Source organism: Sphingopyxis sp. LC363, from assembly GCF_000756385.1.
Lineage (GTDB): Bacteria > Pseudomonadota > Alphaproteobacteria > Sphingomonadales > Sphingomonadaceae > Sphingopyxis.
Window position 1 is genome coordinate 1 of the sequence record NZ_JNFC01000026.1, and the last position, 19,351, is coordinate 19,351.

At 66.8% G+C, this 19,351-nt stretch carries 19 protein-coding genes; 12 read left to right on the forward strand and 7 right to left on the reverse strand.

Features of this window, described 5'->3' with window-relative positions; all coding sequences use genetic code 11:
• Positions 1-158 precede the first annotated feature (158 nt).
• Positions 159-1,265, reverse strand: coding sequence for a glutamate 5-kinase (proB, locus tag FG95_RS11240; RefSeq protein WP_037556008.1), 1,107 nt, complete (start codon positions 1,263-1,265; stop codon positions 159-161).
• 944 nt (positions 1,266-2,209) lie between these two features.
• Between proB and FG95_RS11245 the strand changes: the two genes are divergently transcribed.
• Positions 2,210-3,373: a helix-turn-helix transcriptional regulator gene (locus FG95_RS11245; protein ID WP_037555962.1), complete on the forward strand. Its 1,164-nt coding sequence runs from the start codon at positions 2,210-2,212 to the stop codon at positions 3,371-3,373.
• Positions 3,374-3,392: 19 nt separating this feature from the next.
• Here FG95_RS11245 and FG95_RS19890 read toward each other — a convergent pair whose 3' ends face one another.
• The 3 genes from FG95_RS19890 to FG95_RS11260 form a co-directional block, all read right to left on the reverse strand.
• Positions 3,393-4,199 carry a MipA/OmpV family protein gene (locus tag FG95_RS19890; protein WP_161786549.1) on the reverse strand — a complete coding sequence of 269 codons (807 nt, stop codon included), beginning with the start codon at positions 4,197-4,199 and terminating at the stop codon, positions 3,393-3,395.
• Between the two features lie 66 nt (positions 4,200-4,265).
• Positions 4,266-5,306 carry a GTPase ObgE gene (obgE, locus tag FG95_RS11255; RefSeq protein WP_037555963.1) on the reverse strand — a complete coding sequence of 347 codons (1,041 nt, stop codon included), beginning with the start codon at positions 5,304-5,306 and terminating at the stop codon, positions 4,266-4,268.
• 362 nt (positions 5,307-5,668) lie between these two features.
• Positions 5,669-6,277, reverse strand: a complete 609-nt coding sequence (locus tag FG95_RS11260) for a TetR/AcrR family transcriptional regulator (RefSeq protein WP_037555964.1) — start codon at positions 6,275-6,277, stop codon at positions 5,669-5,671.
• 58 nt (positions 6,278-6,335) lie between these two features.
• On the opposite strand from FG95_RS11260, the gene FG95_RS11265 reads away from it, so the two are divergent.
• The 3 genes from FG95_RS11265 (at position 6,336) to FG95_RS11275 (ending at position 8,497) form a co-directional block, all read left to right on the forward strand.
• On the forward strand, positions 6,336-7,226 hold the full coding sequence (locus FG95_RS11265; RefSeq protein ID WP_037556010.1) for a metal-dependent hydrolase: 891 nt from the start codon (positions 6,336-6,338) through the stop codon (positions 7,224-7,226).
• 136 nt (positions 7,227-7,362) lie between these two features.
• Complete coding sequence (locus tag FG95_RS11270; RefSeq protein WP_037555965.1) at positions 7,363-7,923, forward strand: hypothetical protein; 561 nt, start codon at positions 7,363-7,365, stop codon at positions 7,921-7,923.
• Positions 7,924-7,954: 31 nt separating this feature from the next.
• Positions 7,955-8,497: a GNAT family N-acetyltransferase gene (locus tag FG95_RS11275; protein ID WP_037555966.1), complete on the forward strand. Its 543-nt coding sequence runs from the start codon at positions 7,955-7,957 to the stop codon at positions 8,495-8,497.
• Here FG95_RS11275 and FG95_RS11280 read toward each other — a convergent pair.
• Together FG95_RS11280 and FG95_RS11285 are read right to left on the reverse strand one after the other, a co-directional pair.
• Complete coding sequence (locus FG95_RS11280; RefSeq protein ID WP_037555967.1) at positions 8,494-8,940, reverse strand: NfeD family protein; 447 nt, start codon at positions 8,938-8,940, stop codon at positions 8,494-8,496. The two genes, FG95_RS11275 and FG95_RS11280, sit on opposite strands and share 4 nt — an antisense overlap.
• A 1-nt stretch (position 8,941) precedes the next feature.
• Positions 8,942-9,856 carry an SPFH domain-containing protein gene (locus FG95_RS11285; protein ID WP_037555968.1) on the reverse strand — a complete coding sequence of 305 codons (915 nt, stop codon included), beginning with the start codon at positions 9,854-9,856 and terminating at the stop codon, positions 8,942-8,944.
• An 84-nt stretch (positions 9,857-9,940) separates the two neighbouring features.
• On the opposite strand from FG95_RS11285, the gene FG95_RS11290 reads away from it, so the two are divergent.
• Both FG95_RS11290 and FG95_RS11295 read left to right on the forward strand, forming a co-directional pair.
• Positions 9,941-10,762, forward strand: a complete 822-nt coding sequence (locus FG95_RS11290) for an HpcH/HpaI aldolase/citrate lyase family protein (RefSeq protein ID WP_052182303.1) — start codon at positions 9,941-9,943, stop codon at positions 10,760-10,762.
• A 266-nt stretch (positions 10,763-11,028) separates the two neighbouring features.
• Positions 11,029-12,531 carry a M28 family peptidase gene (locus FG95_RS11295; RefSeq protein ID WP_235211542.1) on the forward strand — a complete coding sequence of 501 codons (1,503 nt, stop codon included), beginning with the start codon at positions 11,029-11,031 and terminating at the stop codon, positions 12,529-12,531.
• Positions 12,532-12,771: 240 nt separating this feature from the next.
• On the opposite strand, the gene FG95_RS11300 is transcribed toward FG95_RS11295, so the two are convergent.
• On the reverse strand, positions 12,772-14,145 hold the full coding sequence (locus FG95_RS11300) for a class II 3-deoxy-7-phosphoheptulonate synthase (RefSeq protein ID WP_037555970.1): 1,374 nt from the start codon (positions 14,143-14,145) through the stop codon (positions 12,772-12,774).
• Positions 14,146-14,413: 268 nt separating this feature from the next.
• On the opposite strand from FG95_RS11300, the gene FG95_RS11305 reads away from it, so the two are divergent.
• The 6 genes from FG95_RS11305 (at position 14,414) to FG95_RS11330 (ending at position 19,350) form a co-directional block, all read left to right on the forward strand.
• Positions 14,414-15,091: a Crp/Fnr family transcriptional regulator gene (locus FG95_RS11305; protein WP_235211545.1), complete on the forward strand. Its 678-nt coding sequence runs from the start codon at positions 14,414-14,416 to the stop codon at positions 15,089-15,091.
• A 55-nt stretch (positions 15,092-15,146) separates the two neighbouring features.
• Positions 15,147-15,497, forward strand: coding sequence for an ArsC family reductase (locus tag FG95_RS11310; RefSeq protein ID WP_152567630.1), 351 nt, complete (start codon positions 15,147-15,149; stop codon positions 15,495-15,497).
• On the forward strand, positions 15,494-16,570 hold the full coding sequence (locus FG95_RS11315) for a glycerophosphodiester phosphodiesterase (RefSeq protein WP_081933111.1): 1,077 nt from the start codon (positions 15,494-15,496) through the stop codon (positions 16,568-16,570). The genes FG95_RS11310 and FG95_RS11315 overlap by 4 nt, the downstream gene beginning before the upstream one ends.
• On the forward strand, positions 16,567-17,496 hold the full coding sequence (locus FG95_RS11320) for an aldo/keto reductase (RefSeq protein WP_037555973.1): 930 nt from the start codon (positions 16,567-16,569) through the stop codon (positions 17,494-17,496). Before FG95_RS11315 ends, FG95_RS11320 begins: the two co-directional genes overlap by 4 nt.
• A gap of 77 nt (positions 17,497-17,573) precedes the next feature.
• The gene (gene panB, locus FG95_RS11325) at positions 17,574-18,437 is read left to right on the forward strand and encodes a 3-methyl-2-oxobutanoate hydroxymethyltransferase (protein ID WP_037555974.1); all 864 of its coding nucleotides are present in this window, start codon (positions 17,574-17,576) and stop codon (positions 18,435-18,437) included.
• Between the two features lie 139 nt (positions 18,438-18,576).
• A complete protein-coding gene (locus FG95_RS11330; protein ID WP_037555975.1) occupies positions 18,577-19,350 on the forward strand; it encodes a tetratricopeptide repeat protein in 774 nt (257 codons plus the stop codon).
• Position 19,351: the final 1 nt, after the last annotated feature.

The following is a 19,351-nucleotide window of genomic DNA, read 5'->3' on the forward strand; positions in this document are numbered from 1 at the left end:
TTGCGAGGGTGGGTGTCATCTTGCTCCCCTCCCCTTCAGGGGAGGGGCCGGGGGTGGGGACTCGCAGCCTTGCGCAAGGCCGATGGCCCCCACCCCAACCCCTCCCCTGAAGGGGAGGGGCTCTAATGGATTCATCGCAAATGGATTCATCGCAGCGTTCACAACAGCACCATATGGTCGCGGTGGACCATCGCGCTGCGCGGCGCATAGCCGAGCGCGGCTTCCTGCGCCTCGCGGCCGAGGCCGACGATGTTCGCGGCGTCGGCGCCCGGATATTCGGAAAGGCCGCGCGCGATGACGCGTCCGTCGGGACCGGCGATGTCGAGAATGTCGCCGCGTGCGAAGCTGCCGCTGACCGCGGTGACGCCGGCGGCGAGCAGGCTCGCGCCGCCTTGCAGCGCCTTGGCGGCGCCCGCGTCGATCTCGACCCGGCCCTTCGCGGTGAGCCCGCCCGCGAGCCACGCCTTGCGCGCGCTTGCGCCCTTTTCGGCGGCGAACAAAGTGTGCCGTGCCTCGGTCGACAGCGGCCGGTCGATCCGGCCCGACGCGATCGCGAGATGCGCGCCCGCGGCGTTGGCGATGCGCGCCGCCGCGATCTTCGATACCATGCCGCCCGATCCCATGCCCGAGGCGGAGCCGGTGTCAGCCATCGCCTCGATAGCGGCATCGATGCGTTCGACGCGCGCGATATGGTTCGCGCCGGGAAGGGCAGGATTTTTGTCGTAGAGGCCGTCGATGTCGGAGAGCAGGATCACGCCGCCCGCCGCCGCGGCTTGGGCAACGCGTGCGGCAAGGCGGTCGTTGTCGCCGAAGCGGATTTCTTCGGTCGCGACGCTGTCATTCTCGTTGATGATCGGCACGACGCCGAGGCTGAGCAGCCGGTCGAGCGTCGCGGCGGCGTTGAGATAGCGGCGGCGATGCTCGAGATCGTCGAGCGTGACGAGCATCTGCGCTGCGGTCAGTCCTTCGGCGCCGAGTACTTCGGCCCAGACCTGGCTCAGCGCGATCTGTCCGGTCGCGGCGGCCGCCTGCGCATCCTCGAGCGTTCCGCGTCCGCCCTTGGCAAGCCCCAGCCGCCGCGCGCCGAGCGCGATCGCGCCGGACGACACGACCGCGACCTGCTGGCCCGCGCGCGTCCGCTCGCCGATATCGGCGGCGATCCCGGCGAGCCAGTCGCGCCGGACCGCGCCCGACAGATCGACGAGCAGCGCCGATCCGATCTTGACGATCAGACGGGGGCAGGAAAGGGGCGGAAACAGGCTCATGCCGCCGCCGATAGCGCGATGCGCGCGCGCCGCCAATGCGAATGTCCCGGCGATCGACGCCGCTGCGAGGTGGGACGGAAGTTGACGAAGTTGACGCCCCTCACGCGCGAGGAGCGAAGGGCTGCGGAGTGCGTGGGAGGGGAGGGCGGTGTCATCGGGGCAGGCTAGTCCGGCCCGATTTTGTAGGACAGCGTTTTTCGACGGCGTGGAATGGGCGGCTTTGGGGTGGTGAGCGGACATTCCACAACCGTCGCCCCCGCGAAGGCGGGGGCCGCTAGCGGCCTTACTCAGCGGCATTGTGTAAAACGACAGCGGCCCCCGCCTTCGCGGGGGCGACGGCTAGGTTCGGTCGAAACCCGCCAACCAAGAAAGCCCCGCACGTGGCGGAGCCTTTCCGTCTCCTGGCCCACACAAAAGAATGCCCCTATGCCTTCCTGGGTCGCGGTCGGAAGGCATCTTAGCCCGATGACGGTAACAGCTGTCATGGCACCGTGTAATTGATCCATGTCGGACCAGAATTCATTTGGGGTCGTCCCGCCTTCGGAGGGTCGTGTCGAGAGGCTTGCTGGTTCGGTGGAGCCGGCGGAGCAGGCTCGGGAAGGAGCGAACGTTCCGCGCAGGTGGACGCGCATAGCTCAGGCTTTGCGTTTTCGGTTCCAAGTGGCCCCAATCCCGACCGCGATATTGCCGATACGCCGAATGGCCGCAGCCGGTCCATCGCCCAAAAATGAAGTCCGCCGGCAAGCCGGCGGACTTCAAGAGAGCAAGATGGCCTTGGTTCCACCTTCCTCGGGTCGCGGATCCTTCATCGCCGATTCGCGGCTTCGTTTCGCTACCCACCTGGGTAGGGAGCGGATTTTTTTCATTTTGTCGCATTGCGCTTGCCATCGCGGTTCGGCTCGCCTCAAATGCGGTGGCTGCGTATCTTCTGTGGGGAGAAGTACATGCAGGGCGATCAGCGACCGGCCTTTCCGACCGACCATAATGCGCCGGCCGAATGGGAGGTGCTCAACGCGCTGATCGGCGAAATATACGATTCGGTCCTGCATCCCGAAAGCTGGAACGAGACCCTCGCCCGCATCACCGGCACGCTCTGCCCGCTGAACTGGGACGCGGCTTTCATCCTGTGGGAAAACAGCAACCCGCCGAGCGCGCGTTTCGTCGCCGCGACCGGCCTCGCGGCGGGCATCCAGGAAATCTACACCGCGGTTTACGCCGGCCATCACCCCTGGTCGCGCAAGTTCCAGCGTTACGGCAACGGCAGCGTCGTCGACAGCTTCGACATCATGACGCGCGAGGAATTCTATGAAAGCGAGTTTTTCCGTAACTTCCTGAAACCCTATGGCATCGACCGGCTCGTCGGCGTGCTGCTTGATCGCCGCGATGGCGACCGGCTCGGGCTGATGCTGCCTGGCCCCGGCGACCGCGACGTCGAACGGTTGAAGCGCGGCTTGCGCGTCCTTGCCCCGCATATGCAGCGCGCGATGCGGATCAGCGATCGGATCGCGACGCTCGACCTTGCGGCGGGCGCGGCGCGCGCCGCCGCCGATGCCGCGCCCTTCGCGATCTTCAGCCTCGACGATCAGCTGGGCATCCTCGCGGCGAACGCCCGCGCCGCGCGTTACGAACGCGCGGGGTTCATCCGCACCGCGCAGGATCGTTTTGCCTTCACCCATCCGCCGAGCCAGAAACAGCTGCTCGATCTCGTCAGACGCCCCGATCCCGCCGGCCTCGCCTTTCAGACCGTCGCGCCTTCGGGCAAGGAGTGCCCGGTGCTCGTCGCACGGGTGACGCGGCAGTCGGCGCAGCAACTCGGCGGCGTCCGCCTCGGCGCCTCGCTGATTGTCACGCTGGGCAGCGCGCCGGGCGAAACCCCGGTGCTCGAGATCGACCGCGTCGCGCAATGGTTCGGCCTGACCCCGGCCGAAGCGCGCCTCGCGGTCGCGCTCGCCGCGGGCGAGACGCTGCAGGGCTATGCCGCGCTGCGCGCGGTCAGTCTCAACGCGGTGCGCTTCCTCTTGAAAGGCATTTTTCGCAAGACCGGCGCGGGCAGCCAAGCGCAGCTCGTGGCGCTGCTCGCGCGGCTGCCGGCACCGGGCGAAACCTAGAGCCGCCAGGCGGGACGGCTCAACGGCCGCCGCCGAAGGTATAGCTAAGCGCGATGCCCCCCGACGGCTGGCTGCGCGAACCGAGCTGGCGCGTAACGGGCGAATCGGCGGCGTCGCCGACGAGCCGGTCGTAGCGGCCGTAGACCGCGACCCCCCAATTCTTTCCGACCATGCGGTGATAACCCGCAGTGACGCCGACCGACTGAACGCCGCCGCCCAGGTCATAGGCGGGCAGGCCCGACGTGGCGGCCGCAGCGGGGGTGACGCCGAAATAGGCGCGGTGGTATTTCGAATCGCCGAGCGTGACGCGCGGGCCGATCGAAAAGAGCCAGCCGTCACCCCGCCGCGCGATATAGTCGGCGCTGATTTCGCCGACCCAGCCCTTATGCCCGCTGAGCCCCTTGCGTCCTTCGGCGCGGATGCGGAGCGACGGGGCCAGATAGGCCTGCGCGAAGCCGCCGGCCTCGACCGTGAAGCCGACCTTAGGCAGGTCGGCGCCGATGTCCGACGCCTTGCGCTTGCCGATGAAACCGAAGGCGGGGCCGAAGGCGAAATCGCCCGAATGGACAAGCGGGGAGCCGAAGCTTTCGTCGGGCGCCTCGAACTCGAATGCGCTGTCGCGGGTGCGCGAGACGTCGATATAGGGGCCGACGCTGAACTTGTCCGCGCCCGGCCACGACGGCGAAAGCTGCGGCCCGAGGATGATGCGCGTGCGCTTTTCGGCATTCTCGCTGCCTTCCTGCGCGTTCGCCGGGGCGGCGGCCGCGGCCGCGGCCGCGGCGAGCGCGACGAGCAGCAGCGCGGGAAGCGGGTTGCGTTCGGTCATGCGGAAATCCTTGTTGTTCCGCATGAAATTCCCTGCGGCGGCATTTCGTTCCCCGGGGACAGGGTGCTAAATCGGCGACCAGTCGTCCGGTTCTTCGCTCTCGTCCTCGCCGGGTTCGGGATGGCCGATCGCTTCGAGCAGCTTGTCGAGCACCGCGGGCACGCCCGCGCCGCTGGCGCCCGAGAGCGCCATCACCGGGTGGCCGCTTTCGGCTTCGAGCTCGGCGGACAGCGCGGCGATCAGCTCGTCGTCGAGCGTGTCGGTCTTGTTAAGCGCGACGATCACCGGCTTATCGATCAGGTCGGCGCCATAGGCTTCGAGTTCGTCGCGGACGATGCGGTAGCTCGTCGCCACGTCTTCGTCGTTCGCATCGACGAGGTGGAGGAGGACGCGGCAGCGTTCGATATGGCCGAGGAAGCGGTCGCCGACCCCGGCACCTTCGGCGGCGCCCGCGATCAGCCCCGGGATGTCGGCGACGACGAACTCATGCCCCTTGTGGCTGACGACGCCAAGCTGGGGGCGGAGCGTGGTGAAGGCATAGGCGCCGACCTTGGCCTGCGCGTTGCTCACCGCATTGATGAAGGTCGACTTGCCGGCGTTGGGCAAGCCGACGAGGCCGGCGTCGGCGAGCAGTTTCAGGCGCAGCCACACCCACATTTCCTCGCCCGGCCAGCCGGGTCCGTGCTGGCGCGGCGCGCGGTTGGTCGAGGTCTTGTAGCTCGCATTGCCGCGGCCGCCGTCGCCGCCGCGCAGGAAGTGGATGCGCTCGCCCTCTTTGGTCAAATCGGCGAGCAGGCTGCGCTCCTCGTCGTCGTCGAGGATCTGGGTGCCGATCGGGACCTGGATGACGAGGTCGGGGCCGCCCGCACCGGTGCGGTCGCGGCCGGCACCGGGGGTGCCGCGCTTCGCCTTGAAATGCTGGGTATAGCGAAAGTCGATCAGCGTGTTGAGGCCGGCCACGGCTTCGAAGACGATGTCGCCGCCCTTGCCGCCATTGCCGCCGTCGGGGCCGCCATATTCGATATATTTCTCGCGCCGGAACGACACGGCGCCGGGGCCGCCATCGCCGGACTTGATGAAAATCTTGGCTTGGTCGAGGAAGTGCATGGCGGGGCCTTTAGGCGGAATGGCGCGATTTTACTAGCCGGGCATCCACGAGGGAAGGCGCGCGATACGGATGGCGGCTTTGGGGTGGGAAGCTGTCATCAGTTTGACCGTCATCCCGGCGAAGGCCGGGATCTCGCCGGTGCGGTAAACCGATAGGACGAGATCCCGGCCTTCGCCGGGATGACGAGGAGTGTCGCGCAGCGATGGGGAGGGGGACCGCCGCCGCAGGCGGTGGTGGAGGGGCCGCGACGGTGCGCCATAGCCCCTCCGTCAGCGCTTCGCGCTGCCACCTCCCCATGCCTGCGGCACAGGGAGGATCCAACGGCAACTAACGGTCGGTAGCGGCTATTCATCGCCTCGTTTCAGCTCGCGGGCTTGCCGCCATGTTCGGCCCAGAATTTGGCGATGCGTCCGGTGATGAGTTCGGTCGCGAGCACGCGCGCGGTGTCGCGCGGCAGGCCGAGCGCCTCGGCCATCGGGCCGCCGAGCTGCGCATCGCCCAAGGCCATCAGCACGAGCGCGAGCGTATCCTCGTGCATCAGGCGTTTTTCATGCGCGTCGGGGGCCATGCCGTCGATCAGGCGGTGGATCGCAGCGACGATGGGGTCGAGCGCGTCGTCGTTGCCCGTCGCCGCCATCCAGGTCGCGAGCGCGCCGGCGCCCCCCTCGTTGAAGGCATCGAAGGCGAGGTCGACGATCTCGCGGACATTGCGCTCGCCCGGCGGCGATTCGGCCATTTTCCGGCCGATCGTGTCGCACACGGTTTCGGCCTGATAGGCGGCGAGCGCCTTTTGCAGCCCCGCGGCGCTGCCGAAATGGTGGAGCAGATTGGCGTGGGTGCGGTCGATCCGCGCCGCGACGGCTTTCAGCGTCACCGCCGCCGGCCCCATTTCGACCAATATCTGGCGCGCGGCCTCGAGCGCCGCCGACCGGCTTTCCTCGGGACTCAAACGCTTCTTCACTATTGACATATATGTAAGTAAACCCTATTTTCTGGCCCCGACAACCCTTTTCGACGGTATGAGCCATATGTCCAGCCTTTCCCGGTCGCCGACCCCCGCCGATCTTTCGATCACCCCGCGCGATATGCGCTTCGGCCGCGACGACCGGCAGGGGCGCTGGTGGCTGAACGGCGATCCGATCGCCTCGGCCTTTCACACCGCGCTCTCGGTGACCTTTCCGCGCGGCGAAGCGATGTTCATCGAGGCGGTGAAGGCGCACCGCGACGGCGTCCCCGACAAGCTGGCGCGCGAAATCCGGGCCTTTACCCAGCAGGAGGTGATCCACAGCCGCGAGCATGTCGTCTTTAACAAGAAGGCGGCCGAAGCGGGATATGATCTTTCCGAGCTCGAGGACGACGTCAACCAGGTGCTCGACCTCATCAAGACGCGCCCGCAGATCGTCAACCTGATGGCGACGATCGCGCTCGAACATTATACCGCGATGATGGCGGCGGTGATGCTGCGCGAAGACAAGATGTACGCCGGTGCCGAGCCCGAATGGGCGGCGCTGTGGAAATGGCACGCGATCGAGGAAATCGAGCATAAGGGCGTCGCTTACGACACCTGGCTGCACGCGACGAAGGACTGGAGCCGCTTCAAGCGCTGGCGCGCCAAGTCGCTGATGATGCTCCTCGTCACCACGCGTTTTTGGCCCAAGCGCGTCAAGGGGATGAAGGCGCTGCTCAAACAAGACGGCCTCACCGGCTGGCGCGTCACGGCGCGCATCTGGTGGTATCTGCTCGGCACCCCGGGCGTGCTGCGCAAGAGCTTCTTTCCCTGGCTTTCCTATTTCATGCCGGGTTTCCACCCGTGGAACCACGACGACCGGTCGCTGATCCAGAAATATGAAAGCGACTATGCCGACGCGATCATGCCGGCGCATTCGTCGAAACCCGGGCTGGCTGCGGCGGCAGCCTGACCCGCGAAGGCGGGCACCCGGAGCGGTATTCTCTCTCTCCCCTCTCCGGGAGCCCGCCTTCGCGGCGATAATGTGCCGATCCCCGCTGGACGCCGCGGCGCCCGTCCCATATCGCTGAGCGCGTGGGGAGGGGACCATGCGACCACATCTGACCGCCGCCGAAATCGCGCAGATCGAGCTGCAACTCGCGGGGCTGTCTTCGCTGCTCGAATTCGGCTGCGGCGAAGCCACGCTGGTTGCGGCGCGGCAGGTGCGGCGGATCGTCAGCGTCGATGGCGATCCCGCCCGGCTCGGCCGGATACAGGACGAGGTCGCGCGCGAGGCGGTCGAGTTCACCCCCGTCCATATCGACATCGGGCCGGTCGGCGAGGGGGGCTATCCCGCGGATGAAGGCCGCATCCGCGACTGGCCGCGCTATCACAGCCATATCTGGCGCGGCATGGGCGGCAGCCCCGATGCGGTGTCGATCGCGGGGCGTTTCCGTGTCGCCTGCCTGTTACAGTCGATCATCCACTGCAAGCCCGACTGCGTTTTCCTGTTCCACGATTTCAACGACGGGCCGCATTATCATGCGGTGCTGCGCCATGTGGAGGTGCTGGCGCGGGTCGACGGGCTGGGCGTGTTGCGCGCGAAGCGGCAGGTCGACGGCACCGCGGTGCTGCACGACCTGTTCGATCATTATCTCAACCCCGATTGACCGTTTCGCCGCGCTTCGGCACACCGCGTCCATGGCTTCCGCAACCTTCAGCGCTCCCCCCGTTATCGAAACCGACCGCCTGCGCCTGCGTCCCGGGCGCCTTGCCGACAAGGATGTTCACATCGACATGTGGGCCGACGAACGCGTCACGCGCTTCATCGGCGGCGAACCGCGCGCCCCCGACGTCAGTTGGGGCAAGTTTCTGAGTTCGGCGGGGCTGTGGCCGGTGATGGGATTCGGTTACTGGGTGTTCGCCGACCGCGCGAGCGACGCGCTGATCGGCATGGGGGGGCTCAGCTATTTCTGCCGCGGCATCCCCGAGCTCGAAGGGCGGCCCGAGGCGGGCTGGGCGTTCGACGCCGACCATTGGGGCGCGGGCTATGCGACCGAGGCGATGACCGCCGCGCTAGGCTGGGCCGACGCGAATCTCGATGCGAAGGATGTGCGCTGCATCATCGATCTCGGCAACGAGGCGTCGGAGCGTGTCGCGGCCAAGCTGGGGTTCCGGCGCATCGGCGACAGCGATGCGCTGGGGCATGTGGTGGCGATTTATTTGCGGCCGCGCGGCGGCTAGACCGGCTCGACCAGCAGCACGCCGCCGTCGGCGCTGACCACGCGGACCTTGGTACCTTCGGCCACGTCGGGACCGCGCACCGGCCATTCGCCGTCGCCGACCCTGGCGCGGCCGCGGCCGTCCTCGATCGCTTTCGTTACCGTCAGCACCTCGCCGACGAGGCGGCCGCCGCGCTGGTTGAGGTGCGGGTCGGCCGTGGTGATCGGGTTCGCCTTCAGCCAGCGGCGCCCGCCATAGAGCGCGACGAACGCCAGCGCGGCGAAGATGCCGAGCTGGAGCGGGACGCTGAGCGGGACGACCCAGGCGATGACGCCGGTGACGACCGCGGCGGCGCCGATCCAGATGAGGAAGAAGCCCGGCGCGACGATCTCGGCGGCGGCGAGCAGCACGCCGAGCGAGAGCCATGCCCAATGCGGTTCCATGTTGGTCAGCCAGTCGGGCATGTCAGGCCCCCGTCTTGCGTTCGAGCGCATCCTTGGCGAGTTCGCCGATGCCGCCCAAGGTTCCGATCAGCTGCGTCGCCTCGACCGGGAAGAGGATGGTCTTGCTGTTCGGGCTGGTCGCGAACTGACTCACCGCCTCGACATATTTCTGCGCGATGAAATAGTTGATCGCCTGCGCGTTGCCGCCGGCGATCGCGTCGGACACCATCTGCGTCGCCTTCGCTTCGGCTTCGGCCTCGCGCTCGCGCGCCTCGGCGTCGCGGAAGGCGGCTTCGCGGCGGCCTTCGGCCTCGAGGATCTGGCTCTGCTTCTGGCCCTCGGCGCGCAGGATTTCGGAAGCGCGGCTGCCCTCGGCTTCGAGGATGTTCGCGCGTTTTTCGCGCTCGGCCTTCATCTGCCGCGCCATTGCGTTCGAGATATCGGCGGGCGGGCGGATGTCCTTGATCTCGACGCGGGTGATCTTGACGCCCCACGGGGTGGTCGCATCGTCGACGACGTGCAGCAGCCGCGTGTTGATCTCGTCGCGCTTCGACAGCGTTTCGTCGAGGTCCATCGAGCCCATCACGGTGCGCAGGTTCGTCGTCGTCAGGTTCATGATCGAGAGATAGAGGTCGCTGACCTCATAGGCGGCCTTGGCGGCGTCGAGCACCTGGAAGAAGACGACGCCGTCGACCGCGACCATCGCATTGTCCTTGGTGATGATTTCCTGCCCCGGGATGTCGAGCACCTGCTCCATCATGTTCACTTTCCGACCGACGCGGTCGAAGATCGGCATGATGAAGTTGAGCCCGGGCTGCGCGGTGTGCGTGTAGCGGCCGAAACGTTCGATCGTATAGGCATAGCCCTGCCGCACCGGCGTCAGCGCCCAGATCAGGAACACCAGCGCCAGAACCACCAGTGCGAGTGCGAATTCCATCGATCATCCCCTCTTTGCAAATTGCGTCTCTGCAAACCCGCTTCCTTATTGCGGCAACGGCAGGGTTGCGCCACAGAAAAGCGCATGACCCCAAGCGACTATTCCGCCGACTATCCGCCGCGTTCCTTGCTCTATGTTCCGGGGTCGAATGCGCGCGCGCTCGAAAAGGCGGGCGGCCTTGCCGCCGACATGCTGATCGTCGATCTGGAGGATGCGGTGCCCGCCGATCGCAAGGCCGAAGCGCGCGCCGCGATGCGGGCGGCCGTAACGGCGGGCTTTCCCGGCAAGCGCGTCGCGGTGCGCGTCAATGCGACAGGCAGCGCCGAGCAGGCCGCCGACATCGCCGCGCTCGCCGGATTGGCGCTGGATGCCGTCGTGCTACCGAAGGTCGATGCGCCGTCCGATCTCGACCCGCTGTGCGATCTCGGCCTGCCCATCCTCGCAATGATCGAAACGCCCGCGGCGATCTATGCCGCGCGCGATATCGCCGCCGATCCCGCCGTGACCGGTCTGATCGCGGGGCTCAACGATCTGGCGCACGAGCTGAAGCTGCCCGACGGCATGGACCGCGGCGCGATGAGCCATGCGATTCAGGCGATCATACTTGCCGCGCGCGCGGGCGAGGTCTGGGTTTTCGACGGCGTTTATAACGCGATCGACGACGCCGCGGGTTTCGCGGCCGAGGTTGCGGAAGGACGCCGGCTCGGCTTCGATGGCAAGACGCTGATCCACCCGTCGCAGGTCGACCCGTGCAACACCGCCTTCGCGCCGTCGGAGCGCGAGATCGCGGCGGCCGAAGCGCTCGTCGCCGCGGCGACCGGCGGCGCGCAGCGGCACGACGGCCGGATGATCGAGGATATGCACGTCGCGGCGGCTAGAGCATTGCTGGCGCGGGCGGGGCGGTAGGTAACAAGCCCTCTCCTTCAGGGGAGGGCAGCGAGACTTGCCAGCTTGCTGGCTTAGTCGCAGCGGGTGGGGGCCATCGGCCTTGCGCAAGGCCGATGGCCCCCACCCCAACCCAGTGTCAGGTAAACCGTCCCCCGGACGGTTTAGGTCATGCCGGGGGCATGACCGACCTGACACTCCTAAAGGGGAGGGGCTCTTATACCCGCCGTTCGTCGTTCGACGAACCGCCTTGCCGGGATGCTGCGGACATGCGATGCGGCGCGTCCATGAGACATAGCTCCTTCCGCGCCGCGATCGCGGCTGTCGCCCTGCTTTCCTTCGCCCCCGCCGTTTCGGCCGCGCCCGCCAAGGGTGATGCGCCGGTCACCGAGGCCGACCTCGCCGCGCATATCAAGATACTGGCGGACGACGCGTTCGAGGGCCGCGCGCCCGGCACCGAGGGCGAGGATCGCACGATCGCCTATGTCGTCGGTGAATGGGCGAAGGCCGGGCTCGAACCCGTGCCGGGCAGCGCGACGCCGTGGGTCCAGCCCGTGCCCTTCGTCGAGACGCAGGCGCTCGGCGGAACCGCGAAGTTCAAGGTGAACGGCCGCGAGATCGTGCCGGGCGATGACGGCATTATCCTGACCGGCCGCGACGCGTCGGTCGCGCTGGCGGACGTGCCCGCGCTTTTCGTCGGCTATGGCGTCGACGGCGCGGGGCAGGTCAATGCCGACGTCAAGGGCAAGCTCGCGATCATGCTTTTCGACAATGCGCCCTTCGGCGACAAGCTCCCACGCTATCGCGAGCGGCGGCAGATGCTCGCCGACGCGGGGGCGAGCGCGGTGCTCGTGATTTCTACGGGCGCGGTGCCGTGGCCGGCGCTGCGCGAAAGCGTCGGCGGCAAATATGTGCGGCTGGCGAGCGCGAAGCCGGGCGCGCCGGTGAGCGGCTTCCTTTCGCCCGAAGCCGCCGACACGCTGCTCAAGGCGGCGGGACAGGATAGCGCCGCGCTGCGCGAGGCCGCCAAGTCGCCCGATTACAAGGGCGCCGCGCTGCCGGTGACGGCCGACTTTACTGCGCAATCGACCGTCCGCCCCTTTGCCAGCCACAATATCGTCGCCAAGCTGCCGGGCGCGAAGCCCGACGGCAAGGCGGTGCTGTTCCTCGGCCACTGGGATCATCTCGGCATCTGCGAGCCCGAAGGCGCCGCCGACCGCATCTGCAACGGCGCGGTCGACAATGCGAGCGGGATCGCGGTGCTGATCGAGGTCGCCAAGCGGCTGGGCAAGGGCGCGCGGCCCGACCGCGACATTTATTTCATGGCGACGACGGCGGAGGAAAAGGGCCTGCTCGGCGCGCACTGGTTCGCCGATCATCCGGTGGTGCCGCTGGCCGACATCATTGTCGCGCTCAACGTCGACACGATCGCGATTTCGCCGCGCGGCACGCCGGTGGCGACGATCGGGCGCGGCAAGCCCGCCTATGACGCGGTGGTGCGCGAGGCGGCGACCAAGCTCGGCCGCAAGCTCGACGAGGATGGTGAGGCCGATGCCTTCATCCAGCGGCAGGACGGCTGGGCCTTGGGCGCCAAGGGCGTGACGTCGCTGATGGTCGGCGGCAGCTTTTCGGACATGAAGCTGCTCGAAGCGTTTCTGGGCAGCGACTATCACCGCCCGGCGGACGAATTCTCCCACAAGATCCCGCTGGGCGGCGCGGCCGAGGATGCCGATTTGCACGTCGCGCTGGGCCGGGCGTTCGCCGATACCAAGCGGTGGCCGGGCAAGTAGAGGATGTTGGTTTAGAGGTGGAGAGCGGCGGTTGAAAATCCTCCCTGTCGTGTAGCGATGGGGAGGGGGACCGTCGCCGCAGGCGATGGTGGAGGGGCTCAACCTCGCGTCATAGCCCCTCCGTCAGCGCTTCGCGCTGCCACCTCCCCATGCCTGCGGCACAGGGAGGATCTTATGACAACTATCGGTTGAAGCCCGCCGTACTTGTCGCAGGCTTGAAAAGACAGGATCGCCGTTAAATCAAGCCGCCTGCTTCGCGCGATCCGCCATTTCCTGATTGAGCATTTCGGCGAGCAGGAAAGCAAGCTCGAGGCTCTGCCCCGCGTTGAGGCGCGGGTCGCAATGGGTGTGGTAACGGTCGGCCAGATCCATCTGGGTCACGTCCATCGCGCCGCCGGTGCATTCGGTGACGTTCTGGCCGGTCATTTCGATATGGATGCCGCCGCCATGCGTGCCCTCGGCGCGGTGCACCGCGAAGAAGCCGCGCACTTCGGCGAGAATGCGATCGAACGGGCGCGTCTTGTAACCGTTAGGCGTCTTGATGACATTGCCGTGCATCGGGTCGCACGACCAGACGACGGGATGCCCCGATTCCTTCACCGCGCGCACCAGCTTGGGCAGATGCGCCTCGATCTTGTCGTGGCCGTAGCGCGTGATCAGCGTCATGCGCCCCGCGACATGATTGGGGTTCAGCGTGTCGAGCAGGCGCAGCAGCGCATCGGGCTCGAGGCTCGGGCCGCACTTCATCCCGACCGGATTGCCGATGCCGCGCAGATATTCGATGTGCGCCGACCCTTCGAAGCGCGTACGATCGCCGACCCACAGGAAATGGCCCGAGGTGTCATACCAGCCGCCGGTCAGGCTGTCCTGCCGTGTGAGCGCCTGTTCATAGGGAAGCAGCAGCGCCTCGTGGCTGGTGTAGAAGCTGGTCCCCTTGATCTGCGGGACGGTTTCGGGCGTCACGCCGCATGCTTCCATGAAAGCGAGCGCTTCGGAAATGCGCGCGGCGGTTTCCTGATATTTCTTCGCCCACGGGCTGCGGTCCATGAAGTCGTGCGTCCAGGCGTTGACCTGGTGCAAATTCGCATAGCCGCCGTTCGCGAAGGCGCGCAGCAGGTTGAGCGTCGCCGCCGACTGGTTGTACGCCTTGACCATGCGCTGCGGGTCGGGCTCGCGGCCCGCGGCGTCGAAGGCGATGTCGTTGATGTTGTCCCCGCGATAGCTCGGCAGCGACACGCCATCGATCTCTTCCATGTCGGCCGAGCGCGGCTTGGCGAACTGGCCCGCCATGCGGCCGAGCTTCACCACGGGCATCTTCGAGGCGAAGGTAAGCACGACCGCCATCTGGAGGAGGACGCGGAAGGTGTCGCGGATATTGTTCGGATGAAATTCGGCAAAGCTTTCGGCGCAGTCGCCGCCCTGAAGCAGAAAGGCTTTGCCTTCCGCCACGCGCGCGAGTTCGCTTGTCAGTTCGCGCGCTTCGCCCGCGAAGACGAGCGGCGGATAATTTGCGAGTTCGCGTTCGGCCGCCGCGAGCGCATCGGCGTCGCGATAGGTGGGAAGCTGGCGGGCCTCGTGCGAGCGCCAGCTATGCGGTTGCCAATTTTTCGTCATCTGCCTGTCTTTTCGCGTTCGAATCGAGCGCCACATGGCGCCTATGACGCGCCGAAGCAATGTTTCCGGCACGACCAAAGTCGAAAATTAGCATTATCGTGACATTTGCGCACCTATGCTTTTCTTCAGGGCCAGGAACTGATAGTTTATTACGGACCTTGATGCGGCGATGGGCGCGCGTATCCAAGGTTTTTGGCTATCGGTAACGTCAACCACCCAATGACCGAGGCCCCAATGCGGGGCGGGGTCGGGATGCGAGCGATTGGCTGTGACGAATTTCGATTCCGCGTGGTTCCTCTATGGGGCGCTCTTCCTCCTTTTGGCGACGAGCTTCGTCGTGCGCATCGACTATGCGCGCGTCGGCCTTGCCGCCGCGGCTTTCGTCGCGCTGCCGCTGACACTCTTTCGCGGGTCGGACCTCGGCTACAGCCTGCTCGTGCTCGCGATATTGGCGGTCAATATCGGCATATTGGCGCGCCTGTGGCTGCGCGGAACGAATATCAGCTTTTCGGCCGAGGAAGAGGCGCTGAGGCGCGAGCATTTCACGGGGCTGGGCGCGGGGGCGGCGCGCGATCTGATCGACCAGGGGCACTGGATCTCGGCGAAGCGCGGCGAAGTGCTGATCCGCGAGAATCAGGCGGCGCCGAGCCTCTTCTATCTGGCCGAGGGACAGGCGGCGGTGCTGCGCGACGGCGTCGAGGTCGGGAAATTGTCGGGCGGCGCGCTGATCGGCGAAGCGACCGCGCTCGACGGCGCCCATGCGACAGGCACGGTTGTGCTCGGCAGCAACGCGCGGCTGTGGTTCGTACCCGCGGCGGCGCTGCGCGCCTATCTCGCCGCCAATCCGGCGATCGCGGGCGCGCTCCACGAGGGCTTCGCCCGCGCGCTTCGCGGCAAACTCGCCAGCGCGAACACGCGCATCGCGGACCCGCCCCCGATTTCTTGAGCGCGTCCGCTTCGCGGCCTCGAATCTGCAATCCGTGCCTGCTAGGTTTTGACCCATGACGATGATTCTTTATGGCATTTCGAACTGCGACACGGTGAAGAAGGCGCGGCGCTGGCTCGACGAGCAGGGCGTCGCCTATCGTTTTCACGATGTCCGCAAGGACGGGCTCGACGCGGCGCGGCTGCAGGGCTGGATCGACGCGCTCGGATGGGAAAAGCTGCTCAACAAGGCGGGAACGACCTTTCGCAAGCTGCCCGAGGAGCAGAAACAGGGGCTCGATGCCGCCGCGGCGAAGGCGTTGATGCTCGAGCAACCGGCAATGATCCGGCGGCCGGTCGTCGAAGCCGGTGACGACATGAGCGTCGGCTTTTCGGTTGCGGACTGGCAGGCGCGGTTTGGCGCATGATCCGGCCGCTCATGGCCGTGGCGGCGCTGATGCTGTCCACGGGCTGCACGGCTGACGTCGTGACCGCGCAGCCGACCCTCGACGGACAGCCGCCGATCGTGATCGCGCATCGCGGCGCATCGGGCGAGCGGCCCGAGCATACGCTCGCGAGCTACCGGCTCGCGATCGAGCAGGGCGCCGACTTCATCGAGCCCGACCTCGTGCTGACCAAGGACGGCGTGCTCGTCGCGCGGCACGAAAATGAGATCTCGGAGACCACCGACGTCGCCGCCCATCCCGAGTTCGCGGACCGCAAGACCGAGAAGACGATCGACGGACAAAAGGTCGAGGGCTGGTTCACCGAGGATTTCACCCTCGCCGAATTAAAGACGCTGCGCGCGCGTGAGCGGCTGCCCAAGCTGCGCAGCACTGAATATGACGGGCGGTTCGAAATCCCCACCTTCGAAGAAATCCTCACGCTGCTCGCCGAGGTCAACAAGGATCGCGACCGGCTCGTCGGCGTCTATCCCGAAACCAAGCACCCGAGCTATTTCGTCGCGATCGGCTTGCCGCACGAGGCGCCTCTGCTCGCGATGCTGGGTCGCTTCGGCTATCGCGGCCGCACGGCGCCGGTGTTCATCCAGAGTTTCGAGGTCGGCAATCTGATCGACCTGCGCGCGAAGAGCGACCTGCCGCTGATCCAGTTGATGGACGTCGAGGGCGGGCCCGCCGATCGGCCCGGCACCAGCTATGCCGCCATGGCGTCGCCGTCGGGGCTGAAAATGGTTGCGGCCTATGCCGACGGCATCGGTCCGAACAAGGCGATGGTGATCCCGCGCGCCACGCTCGGCCGGCTCGGCAAGCCGACCGCGCTGGTGCGCGATGCGCACGCCGCGGGGCTGAGGGTGCATCCCTGGACGTTTCGCCGCGAAAATTACTTCCTGCCGCTCGGCGACAAGGCCAGTATCAATCCATCGGGCCATGGCGATTTGGCGGGCGAGATCGACGCCTATCTCGCCGCGGGCGTCGACGGGCTATTCAGCGACAACCCGCGCGAGGCGGTGGTCGCAGTTGAAAAAGGAGTTTCGCGATGACCGAACGCGCGCTGGGCCAAAGCGGCCTGTCGATCCGCCCTTTCGTGCTTGGCGGCAACGTCTTCGGCATGACGGCGGATCGCGAGGCGAGCTTCGCCGTTCTCGACCGCTTCGTCGAGCATGGCGGCGGGATGATCGACACCGCCGACGTCTATTCGGCGTGGGTCCCGGGGCACAAGGGCGGCGAGTCCGAAAGCATGATGGGCGCGTGGCTGAAGGAAAGCGGCGCGCGCGACAAGGTCCTGATCGCGACCAAGGTCGGCATGATGCCCGGCGGCCTCAAGCCCGACCGCATCCGCGAAGCCGTGCAAGGGTCGCTCGACCGGCTCGGCACCGACGTCATCGACCTTTATTTCGCACACAAGGACGACCCCGACGTGCCGCTCGACGAAGTACTCGGCGCCTTTGCCGAGCTGGTCGACGCGGGCATCGTGCGCGCGATCGGCGCATCCAACTATTCGGCGGAACGGTTGGCGGAGGCGTTGCGCTTGGCCGACGACAAGGGTCTGCCACGTTTCACCGCGATGCAGCCCGAACTCAACCTGCTCGACCGAACGCAATATGAGGGGCCCTTGCAGCAGCTTTGCATCGACGAGGGGCTGGGCGTCGTCACCTATTTCAGCCTCGCCTCGGGCTATCTGTCGGGCAAATATCGTGAGCCCGGCGACCTCGGCAAGAGTCCGCGCGGGGCCCGGGTCAAACCCTATCTCGAAGGAAGAGGCCCGGCGGTGCTCGCGGTGATGGACGCCATCGCCGCCGAGACCGGCGCGACGCTGTCGCAGATTGCGCTGGCGTGGGTCGCCGCGCAGCCGGGCGTGACGGCGCCGATCGCGAGCGCGACAACGGTGGCGCAGCTCGACGAGCTCATAGGCAGCGTTGCTCTGAAACTCAGCGAAGATCATCTGGCGGCGCTGAGCGCGGCCTGACGCGCCCTCGCTGCGCTGCAACAAAAACGGGCTTTCGCGCTTTCGCGCCGCTCTTTTAGCGGCTAAACCCTCGCGCCATGTCCACGCTCCCCAAAACGCTCACCCTCGACACATCGACGAGCCGCGCCAATCCGACGCCGCAGCCGATGAAGCGCCTGACGGTGCCGCGTATCCGTCAGCGCAAGGGCGGCGAGCCGCTCGTGATGCTCACTGCCTATACCGTCCGCATGGCGCAGCTGCTCGATCCGCATTGCGACATGCTGCTCGTCGGCGATTCGCTCGCGCAGGTGATTTATGGCCTGCCGCACACGGTCGGTGTGACGATGGACATGATGGCGCTGCACGGCGCCGCCGTGGTACGCGGAAGCTATCATGCCGCGGTGATCGTCGACATGCCGTTCGGCAGCTATGAGGGGAGCCCCGAGCAGGCGTTCGACAATGCCGCGCGGCTGCTCAAGGAAACCGGCGCCGCGGCGGTGAAGGTCGAGGGCGGCAAGGTGCTGGCCCCGACGATCGAATTCCTGACCCAGCGCGGCATCCCGGTGATGGGCCATGTCGGGCTGACGCCGCAGGCGGTCAACATCCTCGGCGGCTATGGCGTGCGCGGCAAAAGCGAGGAGGAAGCGCGCTCGATCGTCGAAGACGCCGTTGCTGTCGCGCAGGCCGGCGCCTTTTCGATCGTTATCGAAGGGGTGCTCGAATCGATCGCGATCGAGATCACCAACAAGGTCGATTGCCCGACGATCGGGATCGGCGCTTCGGCGCAGTGCGACGGCCAGGTTCTCGTCACCGACGACATGCTCGGCATGTTCGAACGCGTCCCGAAATTCGTGAAGCGTTTCGGGAATATGGCGGGCGTCGTCGAGGCTGCGGTCAAGGACTATGCCGACGAAGTCAGGTCCCGTTCATTCCCGACCGAGGATCAGACCTACGCAGGTTGATGGCGCAGGTTGATGGCGCAGGCTGATGGTGCTGGCCGACGGCGCGGCGACGACCCAAAGTGAAACGCTTGGCCTTTCCCCGCGCCATCGCTAAGGAAGCGGGCCGGCCCAGCGCCGCTATTGAGTTATGGAGGTTTGATTGGCCCTGAGCCCGACGAATGACGCTGCGCTGTTGCAGGAAGTCGACGAAGCCGTCCGCAAGGACCGGCTCGACACGATCATGCAGCGTTACGGCCGGTGGATCATCGGCGGCGTGGTCGCCGCGCTGCTGGCGTTCGGGGGCTATCTCTTCTGGGATCACCGGCAGGATGCCGCGCGCGGCGAGCAGGCCGAGGAATTGATCGCGGCGTTCGAAAAGCTCGGTACCAACCAGCCGCGCGCCGCGACCGCCGAATTGCAGAAGATCGCGGTGGAGGGCGACCCCGCCTATCGCGCGGTCGCGCAGATGCAGGAAGCGAACATCAAGGCGCAGGCCGGCGACCTCAAGGCCGCCGCCGCGCTGATGGCCAAGGTCGCCGCCGACACCAAGCTCGATCAGGCGCTGCGCGACCTCGCACTGATCCGTCAGACCGCTTTCGAATATGACACGCTGAAGCCCGAGACGGTGATCGCGCGAATGAAGCCGATGGTCGATGCCAAGGATCCGGCGTCGAGCTGGTTCGCGAGCGCCGCCGAACTGTCGGCCACCGCGCATTATCAGCTGGGCCAGTTCGACCAGGCCGGCGCGCTCTATGGCCGCATCGCCAAATCGCCCGACGTGACGCGGTCGCTGCAATCGCGTTCGGTGCAGATGGCGGGCATGCTCGGTGTCGATGCGGTTACCGACAGGGCGGCGGAAAGTGCCGCCGCCGAAAAGAAAGGCGATGCTGCGCCCAAGGCAGCGGCCGCCAGCAAGACTGAGAAAGCCAATTAAT